This is a genomic window from Paenibacillus sp. FSL R5-0475, from assembly GCF_038004585.1.
Classification (GTDB): Bacteria; Bacillota; Bacilli; order Paenibacillales; family Paenibacillaceae; genus Paenibacillus_AQ.
In genome coordinates, this window is sequence record NZ_JBBORK010000001.1 from 4,189,749 (window position 1) to 4,209,502 (window position 19,754).

Consider the following 19,754-nt stretch of genomic DNA (forward strand, 5'->3'; position numbering starts at 1 on the left):
TCAGCCAAATGGCTTTTGGGATATCCCTTTTTCTGTAGTAAATACGTCATAATCATCATCAGATTATGCGATTGTAACTCCTGCACTAGCGTATCCAGCAATGGTTGTCGCAACGTCGACTCCGGCCGATACTGTTGAAGTGAAGACCAACAGCAACCGCTCTCCAGTGGTTACAGGAATGCTCAAGCCTGTAGTAATACCACTGCTAATTGTGCCAAGTGAAAGGACACCTGTAAATGGAGGATTTAATGTGACTACAGCACCAGGGACTGCAGTAAAGGTATTGTTAGGGGTAGAAGAACTGTATAATTGAGCAGTGATTGTTACTGTAGAACCTAATAAACTAAGCGCTGCTGTTGTGCTGAAATAGGCCGCCAAAGAGGTAATTGTTCCGGTGCGTGGAACTGAGAATGCAAAGTTCAGCAAGGTTCCAGCCGCTCCGGTGAGATCTATCGTACCGCCAGCAGCACTAATATTCGTCGCACTACTTCCGAATCCTACGATACTTGAAGTATTCAGCAAGCCTCCTAATACAGTTGTCATAGCTACAGGAAGACCAGAAGCATAAGGAATGATTGCACCTGAACCAGTAGGTCCCGTTGCTCCGGTTGTTCCTGTCACTCCAGTCGCTCCAGTTGCGCCAGCACTTCCTGTTGCTCCGGTCACTCCTGCACTTCCTGTTGCTCCAGTTACACCTGCGCTTCCTGTCGCTCCAGTAACACCTGCGCTTCCTGTCGCTCCAGTTACACCTGCGCTTCCTGTCGCTCCTGTTGCACCTGCGCTTCCTGTCGCTCCTGTTACACCTGCGCTTCCTGTTGCTCCAGTTACACCTGCGCTTCCTGTCGCTCCTGTTACACCTGCGCTTCCCGCTGCTCCGGTAACTCCTGCGCTTCCTGTCGCTCCTGTTGCACCTGCACTTCCTGTCGCTCCTGTTGCACCTGCACTTCCCGTTGCTCCTGTTGCACCTGCACTTCCCGTTGCTCCTGTTGCACCTGCGCTTCCCGTTGCTCCGGTAACTCCTGCGCTTCCTGTCGCTCCTGTTGCACCTGCGCTTCCTGTCGCTCCTGTTGCACCTGCACTTCCTGTTGCTCCAGTTACACCTGCGCTTCCTGTCGCTCCTGTTACACCTGCGCTTCCTGTTGCTCCAGTTACACCTGCGCTTCCTGTCGCTCCTGTTACACCTGCGCTTCCTGTTGCTCCTGTTGCACCTGCACTTCCCGTTGCTCCTGTTGCACCTGCGCTTCCCGTTGCTCCGGTAACTCCAGCGCTTCCTGCTGCTCCGGTCGCACCTGTACTTCCTGTCGCTCCGGTATCTCCGGTGGCTCCAGTGGCTCCAGTGGCTCCTGAATAACCTATATTTTCACCATACAATTCAGAGTAGACAAGCCGATGAGCAGTCACTAATTGACCTGTGCTGCTTTTTCCCCAAACTGAGACTTGAATTGGATCGTCTATCAAAGCTGGTGTTGTAAATGAAAATTCGAATGAATCAAAATTTGCATAATAATCATTTGTTAGTACTTCATTAGGTCCCACAGTATGAAGTTCACTAACATATAGTGTTCTTGTACCATTCATATAATATCCTTCGACTTGAATCAACGACGCAGTGACATCACTCTGATTAACAAGTTTAATAGTAACAAGCTGAGTGGGTCTTTCACCGCTTACCAGATTGTTTTCTATAGGTCCAGTAGATAAATAACTCAAGTTATCAACTCCTTTTATTTTTAAATAGATTGCCTGCAAAAAATTCTAAATAGTAGCGTTACTATAATCATTCCTCCGATCTACTCTAAATTCGCTAACAATGAGCCTATTATATTTTTCAGTTGGAAATTTTCAGCTCTTAATAGTAATATTCTTTTCTCTTTTTAATGTGTGGACATCTATCAAAAGCTACTACTATACATATTGAGTGCTATTGGAAAAATCTATAAATCTATCAATATTCAATAGATTGTAAATCTTAGGAGCATTATTCCGTTCTGCCCAAAACTTGTCCCGTTAACAAAATAGAGGATAGCTCAGGAAGCCATCCTAACGGCTACTGAGCATCCTCTATTTTTACAATCAAACTCAGAGATAAATTTACGACAATTCATGAACAGACCAAACTATACCCGAAGTATTGGCACCGCCCAGATTCAAAGGAACCGTCAAGCCATTAGAAACATAGAACAAACCAATAACATCACCTGCTGTTAGTGCAAATTCTCCAACCAGCGTTACAGTCCCACTTCCCAAAATAGCTCTCAAATCTAGAATAAGCGCAACATTCACATCCAACACAGGGAATAATCCACTTACCAGATTTGTTGAAGTAGGAGAAGTTCTCTGAACTACGAAAGCTGGATTAACCCCACTACCAAGACTAATTGAGATTGAGGCAGTTGTGGAATAGTTAATGGTCGCTTCAATAGAATATCTACCCGTTGTCGGAACTGTGTAATTTCCCGAAACGGGGTTAAAGGAAGGATCAGAATAGAAAGGAGAAGCCACAGACCATCCAGTCAGTTGGGAAGAAGTAGAAACTGACAAAGCTGATAGGAACGCTGAGAATCCCTCAGCTTGAATATTCGGCCCTGTTGCTCCAGTCACACCAGTTATTCCTGTTACTCCCGTTACACCAGTCGCTCCGGTTGCTCCAGTTACTCCAGTTGCCCCTGTTGCTCCAGTTACACCTGCCGCTCCCGTTGCTCCAGTCACACCTGCCGCTCCTGTTGCTCCTGTCACTCCAGCTGCCCCTGTTGCTCCAGTCACTCCGTCCGCTCCCGTTGCTCCAGTCGCTCCAGCTGCCCCTGTTGCTCCAGTCACTCCAGCTGCTCCAGTTGCTCCGGTCACTCCGTCGGCTCCCGTTGCTCCAGTCACACCTACCGCTCCTGTTGCTCCAGTCGCTCCAGCTGCCCCTGTTGCTCCAGTCACTCCAGCTGCTCCAGTTGCTCCAGTCACCCCGTCGGCTCCTGTTGCACCAGTCACTCCAGCTACCCCTGTTGCTCCAGTCACACCTGCCGCTCCTGTTGCTCCAGTCACCCCGTCGGCTCCCGTTGCTCCAGTCGCTCCAACTGCTCCCGTTGCTCCGGTCAATCCATCGGCTCCTGTTGCTCCGGTCACTCCAGCCGCTCCCGTTGCTCCAGTCACACCTGCCGCTCCTGTTGCTCCAGTTACACCTGCCGCTCCCGTCGCTCCAGTCACCCCGTCGGCTCCTGTTGCACCAGTTACACCTGCCGCTCCCGTCGCTCCAGTCACCCCGTCGGCTCCTGTTGCACCAGTCGCTCCAACTGCTCCGGTTGCCCCAGTCACTCCAGCTGCCCCTGTTGCTCCAGTCACTCCATCGGCTCCCGTTGCCCCTGTTGCTCCAGTCACTCCGTCGGCTCCCGTTGCTCCGGTCACTCCAGCCGCTCCCGTTGCTCCAGTCACACCTGCCGCTCCTGTTGCTCCAGTTACACCTGCCGCTCCCGTCGCTCCAGTCACCCCGTCGGTTCCTGTTGCACCAGTTACACCTGCCGCTCCCGTCGCTCCAGTCACCCCGTCGGCTCCTGTTGCACCAGTCGCTCCAACTGCTCCGGTTGCCCCAGTCACTCCAGCTGCCGCTGTTGCTCCAGTGGCTCCATCCGCTCCCGTTGCTCCTGTTACACCTGCCGCTCCTGTTGCTCCAGTCACTCCATCGGCTCCTGTTGCTCCAGTCGCTCCGTCTGCCCCTGTTGCTCCAGTTCCTCCAGCTGCTCCAGTTGCCCCAGTGGCTCCATCGGCTCCCGTTGCTCCTGTCACTCCGTCGGCTCCCGTTGCTCCAGTCACTCCATCGGCTCCCGTTGCTCCTGTCACTCCATCGGCTCCCGTTGCTCCGGTCACTCCCGTTGCTCCTGTCGCTCCAGTTACACCAGCCGCTCCCGTTGCCCCAGTGGCTCCATCGGCTCCCGTTGCTCCTGTCACTCCATCTGCTCCCGTTGCTCCTGTCACTCCGTCGGCTCCTGTTGCTCCGGTCACTCCATCGGTTCCCGTTGCTCCAGTCGCTCCATCGGTTCCCGTTGCTCCAGTCGCTCCATCTGCCCCGGTTGCACCAGTCACTCCATCGGCTCCCGTCGCTCCATTCACCCCATCGGCTCCCGTTGCTCCAGTCGCTCCGTCTGCCCCTGTTGCTCCAGTCGCTCCATCTGCTCCCGTTGCTCCTGTCGCTCCTCCGGCTGCCCCTGTTGCGCCAGTCACTCCGGCTGCGCCTGTTGCACCAGTCACTCCGTCGGCTCCAGTTGCTCCTGTCGCTCCAGTCGCCCCGTCTGCTCCGGCTGCCCCTGTCGCACCAGTCACTCCGTCGGCTCCAGTTGCTCCATCCGCACCCGTTGCCCCTGTCGCTCCATCTGCTCCATCCGCACCTGTTGCCCCTGTCGCTCCATCTGCTCCATCCGCACCTGTTGCCCCTGTCGCTCCATCTGCTCCATCCGCACCTGTAGCACCAGTTGTCCCTACCGTTGCTCCAAGTAATTCAGCATGGACAAGTCGGTGAGCAGTCACAATTTGACCTACACTATTTTTTCCCCAGACTGAAATTTGAATAGGATCATCTACCAGGCTTAAAGTCGTAAAAATAAATTCAAACGCATCAAAATCCGCATAATAGTCCTTTGTTACAACTTGATCAGGCATAACGTTAACAAGCTCACTAACATATAAAGTTCTTGTCCCATTCATATAATATCCTTGGACGAGAACCGTAGAAGAAATAACGTCGCTTCGGTTATCGATTTTGATCGTAACATGTTGAGTAGGTCGTATACCTCCCACCATGGTATTATCTATCGGCCCAGTAGATAAATAGCTCAATTCTCAACACTCCTTTAGATTATTCCTACATGTTTTTCCCACGCTACTATACGATGAGGTTCTACTAATTCCCCTGAAGCCTGTTTTCCCCAGACCGAGATCCCTACCTCTGCTTCAACAACTTCTAATGTCGTAAACTCAAATTCAAATGCATCTAAATCTGCAAAATAGTTCCTAGTTAGAACTTGGTTAGGTGCGAGATTAATCATTTCATTCACATACATCGATCTTGACCCATTTAGCAAAAATCCCTGAATAACAAGATTATATGGATTAAGAGAATCACGATTAACTACTTTTACTGTTACGATTTGTGTCTGTCTGACCCCTAGAATTGGACTATTATCTATAGGTCCGGTTGAGAATAAAGCCATCTTTATTCACTCCTCTCTTCTGCTGCAGTTTGAAAAATAAAAAAACTATAAAACTAGTAACATGGTTCATAATTAATAGCTCTATATAGTAATATTCTGTATTTAAAGTTAATGTGTGGACATTTATGCAAAGGAATTGCCACTCAAAAAAAGACAACCTTCTATTCTTTGAATTTGTAATCTACTAATCGGACAATCTTAAACTCAAGCATTTTCTAAGTTTTCTAACTAACACCCTATTGCTTTTTTCGAAATATTCGTTATACTGATAAAAATTATTCAAGCATCGATGAGCGGGAGAGTAGTTAACGTGTTCTAGTCCTCAGCGAGCCGGGTAAGTGCAAGCCGGTACAGATCACCTAATGAAGCGCACCCGTGAGATGGACTTCTGAACCTAAGTAGGAAGTCCCGGCTAAAGACCGTTATCCTGTAAGGTGGCTAAACATCTGTTTAGCAACGAGAGTGGTACCGCGAGCGCTAAAGCCCTCGTCTCTTTTGAGACGAGGGCTTTTTTGTATTTTCAAAGGAGGGTATAAAATGTTAAGTCAAATCATCAAAAACAGCATTGAACAAAGTGTAAAAAAAGTATTCCACACCTTAGAAATTGCCTACCCAAAAGATGTTGCAATTCTGATCGAACAGCCAGCTAATCTAGAGCATGGTGATTATTCCTGCAATATTGCTATGCAGCTAGCCAAACTCCTGCGTAAATCCCCTCTCGTCATAGCAGAGTTAGTAAAAGCAGAAATCAAATTACAAGAGAGTTACACGGGTCTTTTACAAAAAGTCGAAGTAGCTGCTCCTGGATTTATTAATTTGTATATGAATTGGCAGGTGTGGGCTAAACATTCCTTTGATCTGCCTAACAGCACAAGGGAAAAGGTCATCATCGAGCACACTTCAATCAATCCAAATAAAGCTGCTCATGTAGGTCATCTGAGAAATGCCTGCATCGGCGATGCGCTGGTCAGAATCATGAAAAGAACCGGACATAACGTAGAGGTCCATAACTATGTGGATGATCTGGGCAACCAGCTGGCAGATACAGTCGTTGGTTTATTAAATGTACCTTTAGAAGGGGAACATCAACGTTTCGGTGATTATTGCTGGGATCTATATGCCAAAGTGAACAAAGAATATGCACGGAATCCAGAGATCACTCACAAGCGCACGGATATGCTGCATGCCCTTGAACAGGGTGATGGTAATGAGGCGTGGCTGGGCAACTTAGTCGCTGAACGTATTGTGAGAGAACATGTAGCGGAAATGAAGCGTTTTGGTATTCACTATGACCTGCTGGTGTGGGAGAGCAATATTTTAAAAGAGGGATTCTGGACAGCCGCATCTGAGCTATTGAAGCAAACGGCAGTTTTTGTACAGGAGACTGAAGGCAAACTTGCGGGCTGCTGGGTGCTAAAGCAAGGGACAGAGGTTAGCAGTGGAGCGGATTCAGAGGATCATCAGATGGATAAGGTGCTTGTGCGTTCGAATGGGATTTTGACGTACACAGCCAAAGACATTGCTTATCATCTCTGGAAATTCGGTCTACTATCCAAAGATTTCACCTACAGTGAATTCTCGTCTGGTTTATGGACCACAGGATTAACTGGAACCCATGAGCCTTATGGACATGCCGACCGTGTTATTAACGTGATCGATTATAGACAGGAATATCCGCAACAAATGGTTAAGCAGGCTTTAGGAGCACTAGGATATAACGAGCAGGCTGAGAAGCTCCATCATGTAAGTTATGGCGTTGTTTCTCTTAGTCCGGCCTCTGCTGCTGAGCTGGGGATAGATGTTTCAGAAGGGAAATCTTCTTATGCCATGTCCGGGCGCCAAGGAATCGGCGTTAAGGTGAGCGATTTAGTAATGCTTATGGAACAGAACATAGAACATTCGCGCTCCGATAAAGAGGGTCTTTCCAGCCATATCATTGCAGCTGCTGCTATTCGTTATTATCTGCTGCGGTTTAACCTGGGAACGGAAATCGTGTTTGATTTCAAACAGGCTACCGAAATATCCGGTAATACCGGGGTTTATCTGATGTACACCTATGCCCGTGCCAGCAGTGTTTTGAGCAAATCTACAATCCCATTCAGCACAGATGCCTCAAAGCTTCAATTTCCACTCGAAATGGAAAAGGCAGAGCTCGCTTTGCTGAGACAGCTTAGCGTCTGGCAAGAGACATTGTATGCTGCCAGCATAGAGTTAACACCGAATATACTCTGCACGTACGCGCATACCTTAGCCACACTTTTCAATAACTTCTATTCTATATGTCCGATTTTAAAAGGTGAGGAGGCTACCATCGCGTTCCGCCTCTGGCTTACTTCGAGATTTAAGGATACTTTAGGGGATGTACTTGAAGTGCTTGGGTTACCGACACCGAGCCGAATGTAGTACAAAAAGGGCAATCTCCACGCTTATCGCGGAGATTGCCCTTCTTTTATTATCTTACTTATAGATGTCTATCACATTTCCAGCTTCTACGCAGAGACGATCAAAGTCCTCACGTTTGATACGGATACCACCACTACGGTAGCGATTAAGCGTACCTTCGGCTTGCACTTCTGTACCGTTAACAGTAATCCGACTGTTATCAGAGCCCGTAAGGTGATAAATAAAGTCTACCTTAGTGCCTGCATATTCAAAGCTAAAGCGCATTCCGTCCAGCGACTCCGGCAGAATTGGATCGACGATTAAATCTCCACCTTCCGTACGGATCCCCAGTGCATTCGAGATCAACTGGTTCATGTAGATCCCAGGACCGCTTGAATAGATTCTCCAGCCACCTTTAACCGCTACGTCACCATTACGCAGTTTATCGAAATTCTCCTGTGCCTCGTAACGGGTGTTAAATTTACCATCCGAGCTACTGAAATAAGAGTTAGCCTGACGTAGTTCAGCGTTTGGCACCACGTCGCGGATTCCGATCGGATTGATCGCCGCTAGGCCATTCCAGACCTGATCGGTTTTCCCTAGCTTAGCCATAGCTTCTACATAACGAATGTGTGCATGTACATATTGAAGTCCAATTTCCCGACCAAAGTTAGAAGCTTGCTCCGCACGTTTGAAATGGGTGCTTACGCCGCCAACATATTGAGCTGGACGGTTCATCAGACGAACGCCATCTGGACAGAACAGTTTATCCTGGATTACTTCATAGTGGGCTTCGGCTTGTTCTGGTGTAAGCAGCTCACTGATCATACTGCGCGTCATTGGCAGCAGACGGTATTGGATCCCTGTTTCCGTATCACTTGGATGCACCATAAGCTTCACTTGCTCTGGGTCCTCCATATACAAGAAGCCTGGAATTACCTCAGATTGAAGCATATGTGTGTTGAAATCCTCACGGATTCCCTCCACCATCGCTTTCAGCTCTTCCGAACCTGCTGGATCAACTTTATGAAGCACTTCTGAGAACTGATTCAATGTCTGATAGGTAAGCGCCACTGTCCAGCTGCTAACCATGTACTGCTTCAGCTGTGGATTAGCCGGTTGGAGTGTATCATCCCAGTCTCCATCACCGTAAGAAGACAAATGCGTGTCATGCAGGAAGTGATTCTTAATATAAGCAACTTCCTTCCGTGCATGATCCAGCAGCGTTGCTTTTTCTTCTGTAAAATCAAAGCTATGCTTACGAGTATAAGGCACAGTCGCTTGCAAAATACTGTAGTCTTGCGTTACCGCCAAATAGTCTCCAAGCACTTTGAGTGGCCATACAATAATATCTCCATGGCTCTCCTCTTGCTGAATCTTCGTATATTTATCAAACATGAACCACTGTGGCCAGTTACCATCATCTTCATATTGATGAGCATACAGGGTCAGCAATATTTCACGAACCTGATCGTATTTTTGCGTAGCCATGAAGTATTCCACTGGTCCCTGACACACGTCACGGGTTCCCCAAGCAGCGCCGCCGTATTGTTCCAATCCGTGAGGGACTGAATAATGGACGAGCATATTATGTGTATACCACCAAGCCAGAGCATTTACCTTAAACAACTCACCTTCGGACCCATCACCTAACGTCAAGCGGAAGCCATTCATAACCCCGCTGTAGAACTCGCGGTATGCGGAAATCTCCCCTTCAGCTGTACGGCTGCTCGATTGAATCTCCTTACCATCCAGAAGACCTTGAATGTTCAATGTCCATTCACTGCTCTTCGACAGTTCCAGAATAGCTAGCGGCGCATCTGACTTCTCAGCATGAGAGACGAGTCTACCTTCATTTTGAAGAGTGAAATCTGCTCCCTGTACCTGGAATTTATATTGCAGATCAGGATATTCTCCTGCACTTAGTGCACTTCTATCAGCCGAGAAGGTTACGGTTCCCTCTTCTTGTTTGAATTGATATGGAAGCTCGTATTCGTTAACGTTCATAGTGATTTGATTAGTGACTAAATAACGATAAGCTTTTCCACTTTCCGTACGGACATTCAGGAATATCTCCGGAGAATCTGCCGTAGTGTAGTTCGTAATAATGAAGCATTCGCCATCTGTTCTGTAATACCAACGGGCATAGTTGAAACCAACTTCGAACAGTGAAGGCATGGTCAAGAGGCGATATTCGCCATTCCACTGTACATAGATTCTTTGTCCCGAAGCCTTTGGAATGTTAAGTGCATTTCTGGCATTGGTCATGAGCTTGTTGAAATTGGTATTGCCAATAACGATTTGAGAGTTAAATATTCCGTACATATAGGAAGTCGTAGTGATTACCTTATCGTTAAGTCGGGCATTATCCCCACTCATTAGAATATGACCATGAGGACGCTCTACCTTAAGTTCCTTCTCTTTCAATACAACATGCTCATAATTTTCCGTGAAGAAAGACAGAAGCTGGTCTCCCTCTTTTTCCTCTTGATAGCGAACCGGGAACAAGGCTTCGATCTCTTCACTCGTCAGAGAATTTGCAGCTAGTGGTGCTCCCAGCTCTTTCGTCAAGAAAGAACGCTCGAGCGGTGCTTCAGCTACTAAAGGCAACTCTTTTACCGTTTCCCAAGCCGCAGCAACATCCTTCGTGAATTCTAACGAGGTAATCGCTTCTGGATGATCTTGCTTGAACAATCCATAAAATACAAACTGGGCTTCCCCACTCAGCTTCACCCGCTCCGATTGCAGCGCAGTATAAGCGAATTCATATTGATAGATTTCATTACTTAATTGCTCACGGCTCAGGCTTTCTGGTTGATTGGTCTCTTTATAAGACAATCCAAAGAATTGGAAACCATCTGTTGAGAAGCTTGCTGCCTTAGTGATTGCACCCTGTTGTAGATATGGAAATTTGCCACCTTGCGGTTGATTCTGTCTGGAACATACTACATATCCCTTTGACTGATCCTCGAATACGGCGTGGTCAATATACTGTGACAGGTAGGCTTCATTACTGCGAACAGCACCGATATCGGCAATACCCACGTCTTGTCCGTACACGAGATCCACATCTGCTTCTTGACCTGTAAGCTTCACGTCCCAGAACCAAGCGCCTTGAGCCGTCGGAGTAAAAATAACCTGATACTCGATATTTTCCGCAGTACCTTCCCAAACCAAGCGGTTCCCAGCCTTACGTACAGTGCTTGAGGAATGAATGCCCAGCAAAGGAACAGCTTGAATGCTTCCATTACTATGAATGCGTAAATATAGGTTGGATAAGGAGCCATCCACGATATTAGGCAGCAATTGATTGATCATTGTCCGTTCATGGAGAACTTGGAACAAGTCCCCGCTGTTTGTAAAAGTGAATGATAAGTCTCCAGCGTTTAAATGGATGTTAGAATTCATATTAGTAGTCATATTCTTGCACTCCTCTATTACGACAGCCTGTGTCGTATATATTCTACTTAAGCTAATGTTAAGCGAAAATCGCGTTCTTTAACCTCTTGGCTATTTGGACCCACAAACAATTTGAATTGTCCCGGATCACTGCTAAAGCTTAAGTCGCTATGATAGTAACGAAGCTGTTCTTCTGTAAGCGTAAAGCTCACTTCCTGGCTTTCTCCCGGGGAGAGGCTGATCTTAGCAAAATCTTTCAGTTCCTTCATTGGTCTAACAACTTCTCCTGAAATGTCTCGGATATAGAGCTGCACTACCTCTTCACCTTGTACATTGCCTGTATTAGTCACCGTAACAGTTACTTTAATAGGCTGATCCTTCGTCATTATTTCACCGGAAAGGATCGGTTCACTGTAGCTAAATGTCGTATAACTAAGACCAAAGCCAAATGGTAGGAACGGCTCATTAGGAATGTCCAAATATTGTGAGACATAACGCTTGTCCGCACCCGGTGCATGTAGAGGACGTCCAGTGTTGAAATGATTGTAATAGACCGGAATTTGCCCAACAGATACAGGGAAAGACATCGTTAATCTTCCTGACGGATTCTCGTCACCATACAGTAGACTGGTAATCGCCGCGCCGCCCTCGCTTCCTGGGAACCAGGCTTCCAGAATAGCATCCGCATTCTCGATCACACCACTAAGATCCAGTGGGCGTCCGTTAAACAACACCACCACAACAGGCTTACCCAGCGTCTTCATACGTTGCAAAAGCTCACGCTGCGCTTCCGGCAAGCGGATATCTGAACGACTTCCAGCTTCTCCGCTCATATCCGAATGTTCTCCAAGCGCCAGCACAATCACATCGGCTTCCAGCGCTGCCGCTTTCGCCTCCAGCCATTGCTCTTCTGTAAAGCTCTCAATCCCGGAGCCTTCTGCAACGGTAACCTTACCAGCAGCTGCACGAGCTTCAAAAGCTGGAGCAAGACGGCTAGCTTCTTCTGTTGAACCCAACCAGGACCATGGTCCAAGAATATCTCCGTTATTAGCAAACGGTCCGATTAGCGCAATCCGCTGCTCTGTCGCAAGCGGCAGAACCTGATCATTCTTCAGTAGAACGCAGGATTTAACCGCTAATTCTCTCGCTGCTGTCCGGTGAGCATCACAGAAAATTACCTCGCGCTCTTTCTCTATATCTGCCCCACGTAACGGATTCTCAAACAAGCCCAGTCTTTGCTTCAATTTCAAAATACGAAGTACGGCTTCATCAATGATACTTTCATCCACTTGCCCATCTGCTACAAGAGCTGGCAGTTGGTGCACATAACACTCTGTCATCATCTCGATATCCACGCTAGCTTTGATAGCTTTAAGTGCTGCTTCAGCCTCATCCTCGGCGACACCATGTGGGATCAGTTCCTTCACCGCGCCCCAATCCGAGATCAGCACGCCGTCAAAGCCCCATTCCTCACGCAGCAGCTGACGAAGCAGCTTAACGTTTCCGCTTATTGGAATCCCGTCAATCGTGTTGAACGAAGTCATAACCATTTCTGCACCCTCATCCAGTGCTGCACGATAGGCTGGCAGATAATATTCCCGTAGCTGACGTTCTGATAAATCGACCGTATTATAATCCCGTCCGCCTTCGGATAGACCATAGGCTGCAAAGTGCTTAACGCAAGCCGCCAGACGACTTACATCACCCGTCAAGTCATTTCCCTGAAACCCGCGTACAAATGCACGGGCAAACCTACCATTCAAATAAGGATCTTCGCCGGTAGACTCCATCACTCTTCCCCAACGCGGGTCCCGAACAAGGTCCGCCATAGGTGCAAAAGTAACGTGTACACCAGATACTGCCGCTTCTTTAGCAGCAATCTCAGCGCTTAGCTCCGCCCGCTCCATATCCCAAGAGCAACCAATCGCCAGTGGCACCGGGAAAATCGTCTTAAAGCCATGCACGATATCCGCCATCATCAGCAGTGGAATACCCAATCTATTTTTACGTAAATGAGCTTCTTGGACGGCAATGACTTGCTCTGCGCCCGAAAGTCCAAGTACTGAACCACTGTTCTCAATCATGTGATCCGTAATCCCCATGGATGCCATAGGGCCAGTGATTTGCCCTCCTTCTTCCGCTCCTTCATAGAAATTAGCAGCTAGCTGCTGCAATTGTGCTATTTTCTCTTCAAGCGTCATCTGGTTCAACAGGGACGTCAGTTGCTGGTCTTTCATCTCAAATCCTCCATAATATCTCTTTCTGCAATTGCTCATTGCTCTTAGTTGTACAAGAAATCAAAAGTTGTCTTCAGATGTTCCTCCCAGAATCTCCATTCATGTGTTCCCGGAGTCTCAACATATTGAAATGTATAGGGACTCGCTTGCATATGAGAAGCAAATTCCCGGTTCATCTCCACAAATGGATCTTCTGAGCCACAGCAGGTCAAAATTGAAGGCAGCTTACGTTTATCGTCGACCAATTTAGCCGCTAAAGCATAAAGATCTTGATCCGGCTTAACTTGTAAGCGTTTTCCGAAAGTGCCTGCCATCTCCCTCGCCATATCCGAAGACATTTGCGGGTCTTTCAATCTTTTCTGAATATCTGTAACGCCTGATAAGGAAACTACTTTGCTGTAACGCTCAGGATAGGTAAGTGCACATTTTAGCGCCCCATATCCGCCCATTGATAGTCCGGCAACATACGTCTTTTGCGGATCATCATCCAGTCTCATCATTCGGCCACAAAGCTCAGGAAGCTCTTGCGTAACATAGTGGAAGTAATCCAGTCCGTACTCCATATCTGTATAATAGCTTCTTCCTACCTGAGGCATTATGACTGTACAGCCATACTTGTTAGTATACTGCTCAATGGTGGTCAGCCTGTACCATGTGCTAGCATTGTCGCCAGCACCATGTAACAGATAGAGCGTTCCTCCGGTGGTATTGCCCGAATCAACGGGGGAGATGATACTGATGGACGTTGTCATTCTTAAGGTAGGAGAACCAGTCTCAACGGTTAGAAGTGCCATATGTCATCTCCTTACGGAACCTTTTTTAAAATATAAGAAATTATGCCGAAGGCGTTTATGCTTGTTTATTAATCTTCTTGCAAGATCCCCGCTTTACCAAAACAGACTCGAATACCACATGTTTGTTCTCCGATTGTCCCGAAATCAGGTCAAACAGAATTTCAACACTGGCTTTCGCCATATCCACCCCAGGTTGGCTAATCGTATCCAGCGATGGGTGATAGTATTCTGCCATCTCTATACCGTCAAATCCGATGATCGAAATATCATTTGGAATCGATAGACCCAAAGACAATAAAGCCTTGGCAGCTCCGATAGCGATGGTATCTGATGCGGCAAATACAGCGGTGATATCTTTTTTCTTATTAAGCAGTCTTTTCGTAGCCGTGAAACCAGAACTTGGACTGTATTCACAATCCTCTACCAAGGAAGCATCATACTCAATCCCATGATCCTCAAGCGCCTTAATATAACCCATAAGACGACGGTTTCCGGTAGTATGCTGAACCAAAGGAAATCTGGCCAAAAAACAAATGCTCCGGTGTCCGAGTGAAATTAGATAGCTCACAGCTTTATAAGACTCTTGCATATCATCAATGATCACACTGGAGAATACGGCAGGATCAACATCCTTCGTAGTCGTGATGGTAGTCAAAACGAATGGGATCGGCAATTGTTTGAATTTTTCTTCAGAATGGTCATATGTACCACCCATAAAGATTACCCCGTATAAATTCTTTTCCTTCACAAGCTGAAGAGCAGCATTGATCTCATCCACTCCATCTTCAACATGCTGGATCAGAAGCGGGCAGCCGCGCAGATTCACTTGACGCTCTACTTCTTTGATCATGTCTGCAAAAAACGGATTTGCAATCCCCTTAACCATAAGCGCTATCGTATTAGAACGCGTTTTTTTCAGATTGCTTGCATTTCCATTTGGAATGTAATTATGTTCTCTTACAACAGCCATTACTTTAGCTCTGGTTGCATCACTTACGACACCGGAGTTATTAATTACCCTGGAGACCGTGGCGATACCAACGCCTGATAGCCTTGCAATATCCTTGATATTCATAATTCCCCCTGTTTCACCCCTATAATGAGCTCCCCCTGCACCTGATATAATCAGCTTAGTGGAAACGCATAAAATGATGGGAAACGTTTCCCATGACATCATTTTGACTGTTTTCGGATCTAAATCGCTTAATACGTTCATTATGGACAGATATTTTTTAGAAGTCAACCTATGATTTTTGACTAAAAATGATTCGCATCTCAAATTCGTTTTAAATTTTAATTGTTTCGATGTTAAATAGTAGTCTTTCTGCTTGCATTGACTTTAAAATAAGAATAGAATAGCATCAATTTAGCTATTTAATATCTAGTCAGAGGAAACGTTTCCACATCATTTTCAATGATTTCGACTACCAAACTTCCTAATCCCAGCTTGGAATCTAAGAAAGAGAGGGCTACATTTTATGTTAAACATGACTCGCTTCGAAGCCCAGATCCGCGAACGTGGATTGAATGTGTTCAATGTTCTTGTGCTTAAAAATGGAACGTTAGTGGGGAAAGTGGATCTCGCAGAGGATATTCGGCGCTTGCAGCATTCGGTCAGCAAGTCTTTTACATGCATGGCGGTGGGTCTAGCCATCGAAGAAGGAAAACTATCACTAAATACAACACTTAAGGATGTGTTTCCAGAATATGCATTCACTCATAAAGAAGTCCTTCCTTCCATGCAACCTGGGGAGTTGACCTTGTTCGATTTACTACGTATGAGTACAGGGCATGATTCCCCACCGTTTTGGGTTGAAGAAAGAATGGCCTTGAAGGATGTAAATTGGATACAACATTATCTATCGCTACCTTTAGACAGACCTCCTGGGGAACAGTTTACCTACAGCAGCGGGGATACCATTATGATCTCTGCAATGGTTCAGGCCCGTGTCGGACAAACCGTAAAAGATTACCTCGTTCCCCGTCTCTTAACCCCACTAGGCATAGAAAACGTCGATTGGGAAACGGCCCCTCAAGGGATCACCCTCGGTTGTGCCGGACTTCAGATCAATACGGAAGAACTAAGCCGATTTGGACAGCTTCTTTTGCAAAAAGGAATGTGGAAGGGACAGCAGCTTATTCCCGCAGCTTGGGTTGATTTTGTTACACAAAAGCAGATCGAAAATAACGGAGCTGGTGATTGGGGCCAAGGGTACGGCTGTCAATTCTGGTTGTGTACGCACGATGCTTATCGTGCCGATGGCGCTCATGGTCAATTCTGCATTGTTGCACCGGATCCACAAGTGGTAATCGCTATTAACAGTATGGAAGATAATATGCAGGCTATTCTAGACACTGTCTGGGAGGAGATCTGGCCGCTTCTTTAGCGGTGGGCATATGCAAGACAGCCTTCTCACGGGAAGGCTCAAGGTGCCGAGAAAGTAGTAGAGGCTACTTTCTCGGCACCTTCTTTTCGTATAATTAGGGAAAAGCTCCCTGTATTTAGCCGATAATTGCTTGAAATGAATGAAAAGAGGGAAATCCTCCCTAAAAATCGGGGGAATATCTATATTCGCCAACGAATTAGTTAAATTACAGGGAGGATTTCCCTAATTATTAGTCTATTGAGTAGAAAGCTCTGAATTATAGGGAGATTTTCCCTAATTATCTGTCAGAGCTTCAGTTTACTTACTTTGGCGAGGATGCTCTGCACGCAAAAAAACCCTCCCGAAGGAAGGCTGTTACTTGCCCCAAGCGGGATGCAGCCCTTTCAGGCTGACTGCGAAGCTGATCCTATCGATGCTTATGCTCCGACGAACCACCCGGGCTTCTCTTTCCCTACGCAAAAACAGCCCTCCCGAAGGAAGGCTGTTACTTGACCCGAGCGGGATGCAGCCCTTTCGGGCTGACTGCGAAGCTGATCCTATCGATGCTTATGCTCCGACGAACCACCCGGGCTTCTCTTTCCCTGCATGCAAAAACAGCCTTCCCGAAGGAAGGCTGTTACTTGCCCCGAGCGGGATGCAGCCCTTTCGGGCTGACTGCGAAGCTGATCCTATCGATGCTTATGCTCCGACGAACCACCCGGGCTTCTCTTTCCCTGCACGCAAAAACAGCCCTCCCGAAGGAAGGCTGTTACTTGACGTCCCGGAAGGGATTCGAACCCCTGACCGTGCGCTTAGAAGGCGCATGCTCTATCCAGCTGAGCTACCGGGACATATACGAATTAATGATATGTATTGACGCAACGATATTTATTATACCTTATTCAGCAGAATTTTCAAGATCAAACATTTTGGAAAATAAGTAATCTTAATCCTAATTTGATAATAACGAGGGTATCCTAGCTATTTTCATAGCTTACGGATACCCTCATTTCTACTCATATTACTCCAGATTCCGAAAATGCTGCTCCAGCTGCTTTTTTAAATCTCCGTAAGTCATTAATTCTCTCTGAAACTTGGAACGTTCATCTTCTGGCGACATAATCATACTGCCTGTAAACGCGCTCGAAGTCACATCTTTAAAAGCATCATGCATATTGTTATCAAACCAATCGGTAGAAGTGTCTGCGTCGTTAGTGAGGATACGGACAATCTCATAGCCTTCTTCGCGCTGATCTTCTACGATATACACCAAAAGCGCAGGATCACTAACAGCACCCGGCAATACACCTACTTCTGCACAAGGCGCACCGTCATACTCCATCATTCTACGAATTTTGGCATCTTTAATATAATACACCTGTCATCCTTCCCTCCTGGCAAATTCCTCTCTCCCCTAGTGTTCGGATAAGGACATACATTTTATGCCTTCCTTCGGCATATATCTGTATTACTTGGCAAAAAAGTAAGGACAACAATCGCACAAAAAGAGAGGATGAACCATCATGTGCGGAATAACCGGATTTATCCAGTGGCGCGGAGATCTCACGCAGCACTCGCAGTTGCTGGTCAAAATGACTGAAACTTTAGCAAACCGCGGACCCGATGCAGCTGGAACTTGGATTTCAGGTCCTTGCGCATTCGGTCACCGCAGACTTAGCGTTATCGATCCAGAGAACGGCGCGCAGCCTATGATCACCCGCCATGACGAACAGGTATATGCGATTGTGTACAACGGCGAATTATATAACGCACCCGAGCTCAAACAAGAACTTAAGCAGCGGGGTCATCAATTCCGTACCCAATGTGACACCGAGGTTCTGCTGCATGCCTATATCGAATGGGGACCGGATTGTGCAGAGAAGCTCAATGGGATCTTTGCCTTTGCAGTGTGGGACGGACTTCGGGATCAGGTCTTTTTTGCACGTGACCGCTTAGGTGTGAAGCCTCTGTTCTATAGTAAAGTGGATGACGTCTTAGTTTTCGGATCAGAGCCTAAGGCGCTACTGCAGCACCCCAAGGTACAGCCAATAGTCGGGCCCGAAGGGTTAGCGGAAATTTTTATTATCGGTCCAGCCCGTACGCCAGGACACGGTGTTTATAAGGATATGCAGGAACTTCGTCCGGGGCATGCCATGATTTATAGTCGCGAAGGTCTACGTAGTTACGCTTATTGGAAGCTGGAAAGCACAAAACATACTGACAATGAAGCAGAGACAGCCGCTAAAGTACGTGAACTGCTGCAGGATACGCTCGAACGCCAACTGGTTTCAGATGTTCCTGTCTGCTCGCTCTTGTCAGGAGGGCTGGACTCCAGTGCGCTGACAGCACTTGCAGTGGACTACTACAACCGAAACGGCCAGGGACGAGTGGATACGTATTCCGTCGATTATGTCGACAACGACAAGCACTTCAAGAGCCATACTTTTCAGCCCGGAGCAGATGGTCCATGGATTAAGCGAATGGTCGATGAATTAAATACGAACCATCACTATATCTCATTTGATACACCAGAGCTTGTAGAAGCACTTGATAATGCGCTGTACACACGCGATTTACCTGGGATGACCGATGTGGACTCTTCTTTGTATTTATTTTGCCGTGAGATTAAAAAGAATGCTACTGTAGCCATCTCCGGCGAAGCTGCCGATGAGATTTTTGGCGGATATCCTTGGTTCCATCGGGAGGAGATGCTCTCCTCGGGCACTTTTCCTTGGTCAGTTGCTCCTAAAATGCGTGCAAGTCTATTATCCCCTGAAGTTAATGAATGGATTCGGCCGCTGGAATATTTGGGTGACAGATACAGTGATGCAGTAGCCGAAGTCCCAACATTAGATGGGGAGACAGGTAAACAAGCACAAATGCGCGTAATGTCCTATTTAAACATCACCCGCTTCATGCCTACTTTGCTCGACCGTAAGGACCGAATGAGTATGGGCGCCGGACTAGAGGTACGTGTTCCTTATTGTGATCATCGCCTCGTTCAATATGTCTTTAATATTCCTTGGGAAATCAAGAACCTGAACGGTCGTGAAAAAGGGATTTTGCGCAAATCGCTTGAGGGAATTCTTCCAGATGATGTGCTATATCGTAAAAAAAGTCCTTACCCGAAAACCCATAATCCAGCCTATTTAAACGCAGTACGAACACAAGTATTGAACATTCTAGATGACTCAACTTCGCCTATACTTCCTTTAATTGATGCTGCCAAAATCCGTGAGATCGCCGCTTCCCCAGAATCCTCTACCAATCTGCCTTGGTTCGGTCAGCTCATGTCCGGTCCTCAGCTGTTTGCTTACCTAGCTCAAGTAGATCTCTGGCTGCGTAAATATAACGTCTCCATCCAATAAGCGACAAGCCAAACAG

11 protein-coding genes, 1 tRNA gene and 1 other annotated feature are annotated in these 19,754 nt (G+C 47.0%); of the genes, 3 read left to right on the plus strand and 9 right to left on the minus strand.

Translation table 11 applies throughout. The features are described 5' to 3' along the window. Positions 1-63: 63 nt before the first annotated feature. The 3 genes from MKX41_RS18805 to MKX41_RS18815 all read right to left on the minus strand — a co-directional run bounded on the left by MKX41_RS18805 (position 64) and on the right by MKX41_RS18815 (position 5,192). Positions 64-1,710 (minus strand): exosporium glycoprotein BclB-related protein, encoded by a 1,647-nt coding sequence (locus MKX41_RS18805; RefSeq protein ID WP_340972584.1) that lies wholly within the window; start codon positions 1,708-1,710, stop codon positions 64-66. 381 nt (positions 1,711-2,091) lie between these two features. After that, a complete protein-coding gene (locus MKX41_RS18810) occupies positions 2,092-4,782 on the minus strand; it encodes a beta strand repeat-containing protein (RefSeq protein WP_445671344.1) in 2,691 nt (896 codons plus the stop codon). 50 nt (positions 4,783-4,832) lie between these two features. Further along, on the minus strand, positions 4,833-5,192 hold the full coding sequence (locus tag MKX41_RS18815; RefSeq protein WP_339266825.1) for a hypothetical protein: 360 nt from the start codon (positions 5,190-5,192) through the stop codon (positions 4,833-4,835). Between the two features lie 280 nt (positions 5,193-5,472). Beyond that, positions 5,473-5,689: a binding site (T-box leader), on the plus strand. Between the two features lie 40 nt (positions 5,690-5,729). Between MKX41_RS18815 and MKX41_RS18820 the strand changes: the two genes are divergently transcribed. After that, entirely contained in the window at positions 5,730-7,595 is a 1,866-nt protein-coding gene (locus tag MKX41_RS18820) for an arginine--tRNA ligase (RefSeq protein ID WP_340972589.1), read from the plus strand. Positions 7,596-7,649: 54 nt separating this feature from the next. Here the strand turns inward: MKX41_RS18820 and MKX41_RS18825 are convergent, their stop codons facing one another. From MKX41_RS18825 to MKX41_RS18840, 4 genes are read right to left on the minus strand one after another with little or no spacing between them, the layout of a single operon-like run. Continuing rightward, positions 7,650-10,994 carry a GH36-type glycosyl hydrolase domain-containing protein gene (locus tag MKX41_RS18825; protein ID WP_340972591.1) on the minus strand — a complete coding sequence of 1,115 codons (3,345 nt, stop codon included), beginning with the start codon at positions 10,992-10,994 and terminating at the stop codon, positions 7,650-7,652. 47 nt (positions 10,995-11,041) lie between these two features. After that, positions 11,042-13,210, minus strand: coding sequence for a glycoside hydrolase family 3 N-terminal domain-containing protein (locus MKX41_RS18830; RefSeq protein ID WP_340972592.1), 2,169 nt, complete (start codon positions 13,208-13,210; stop codon positions 11,042-11,044). A 44-nt stretch (positions 13,211-13,254) separates the two neighbouring features. Beyond that, on the minus strand, positions 13,255-14,004 hold the full coding sequence (locus MKX41_RS18835; RefSeq protein ID WP_340972594.1) for an alpha/beta hydrolase: 750 nt from the start codon (positions 14,002-14,004) through the stop codon (positions 13,255-13,257). Between the two features lie 55 nt (positions 14,005-14,059). After that, complete coding sequence (locus MKX41_RS18840) at positions 14,060-15,079, minus strand: LacI family DNA-binding transcriptional regulator (RefSeq protein ID WP_076300475.1); 1,020 nt, start codon at positions 15,077-15,079, stop codon at positions 14,060-14,062. A gap of 403 nt (positions 15,080-15,482) precedes the next feature. Here MKX41_RS18840 and MKX41_RS18845 point away from each other — a divergent pair, with 403 nt between their 5' ends. After that, complete coding sequence (locus MKX41_RS18845) at positions 15,483-16,391, plus strand: serine hydrolase domain-containing protein (RefSeq protein WP_340972598.1); 909 nt, start codon at positions 15,483-15,485, stop codon at positions 16,389-16,391. 756 nt (positions 16,392-17,147) lie between these two features. On the opposite strand, the gene MKX41_RS18850 is transcribed toward MKX41_RS18845, so the two are convergent. Beyond that, positions 17,148-17,221: transfer RNA gene (locus MKX41_RS18850), tRNA-Arg, on the minus strand. Positions 17,222-17,391: 170 nt separating this feature from the next. Further along, on the minus strand, positions 17,392-17,748 hold the full coding sequence (locus tag MKX41_RS18855) for a hypothetical protein (protein WP_042130688.1): 357 nt from the start codon (positions 17,746-17,748) through the stop codon (positions 17,392-17,394). A gap of 145 nt (positions 17,749-17,893) precedes the next feature. Between MKX41_RS18855 and asnB the strand changes: the two genes are divergently transcribed. Next, a complete protein-coding gene (gene asnB, locus MKX41_RS18860; protein ID WP_340972602.1) occupies positions 17,894-19,738 on the plus strand; it encodes an asparagine synthase (glutamine-hydrolyzing) in 1,845 nt (614 codons plus the stop codon). The last annotated feature ends 16 nt before the right edge of the window (positions 19,739-19,754 follow it).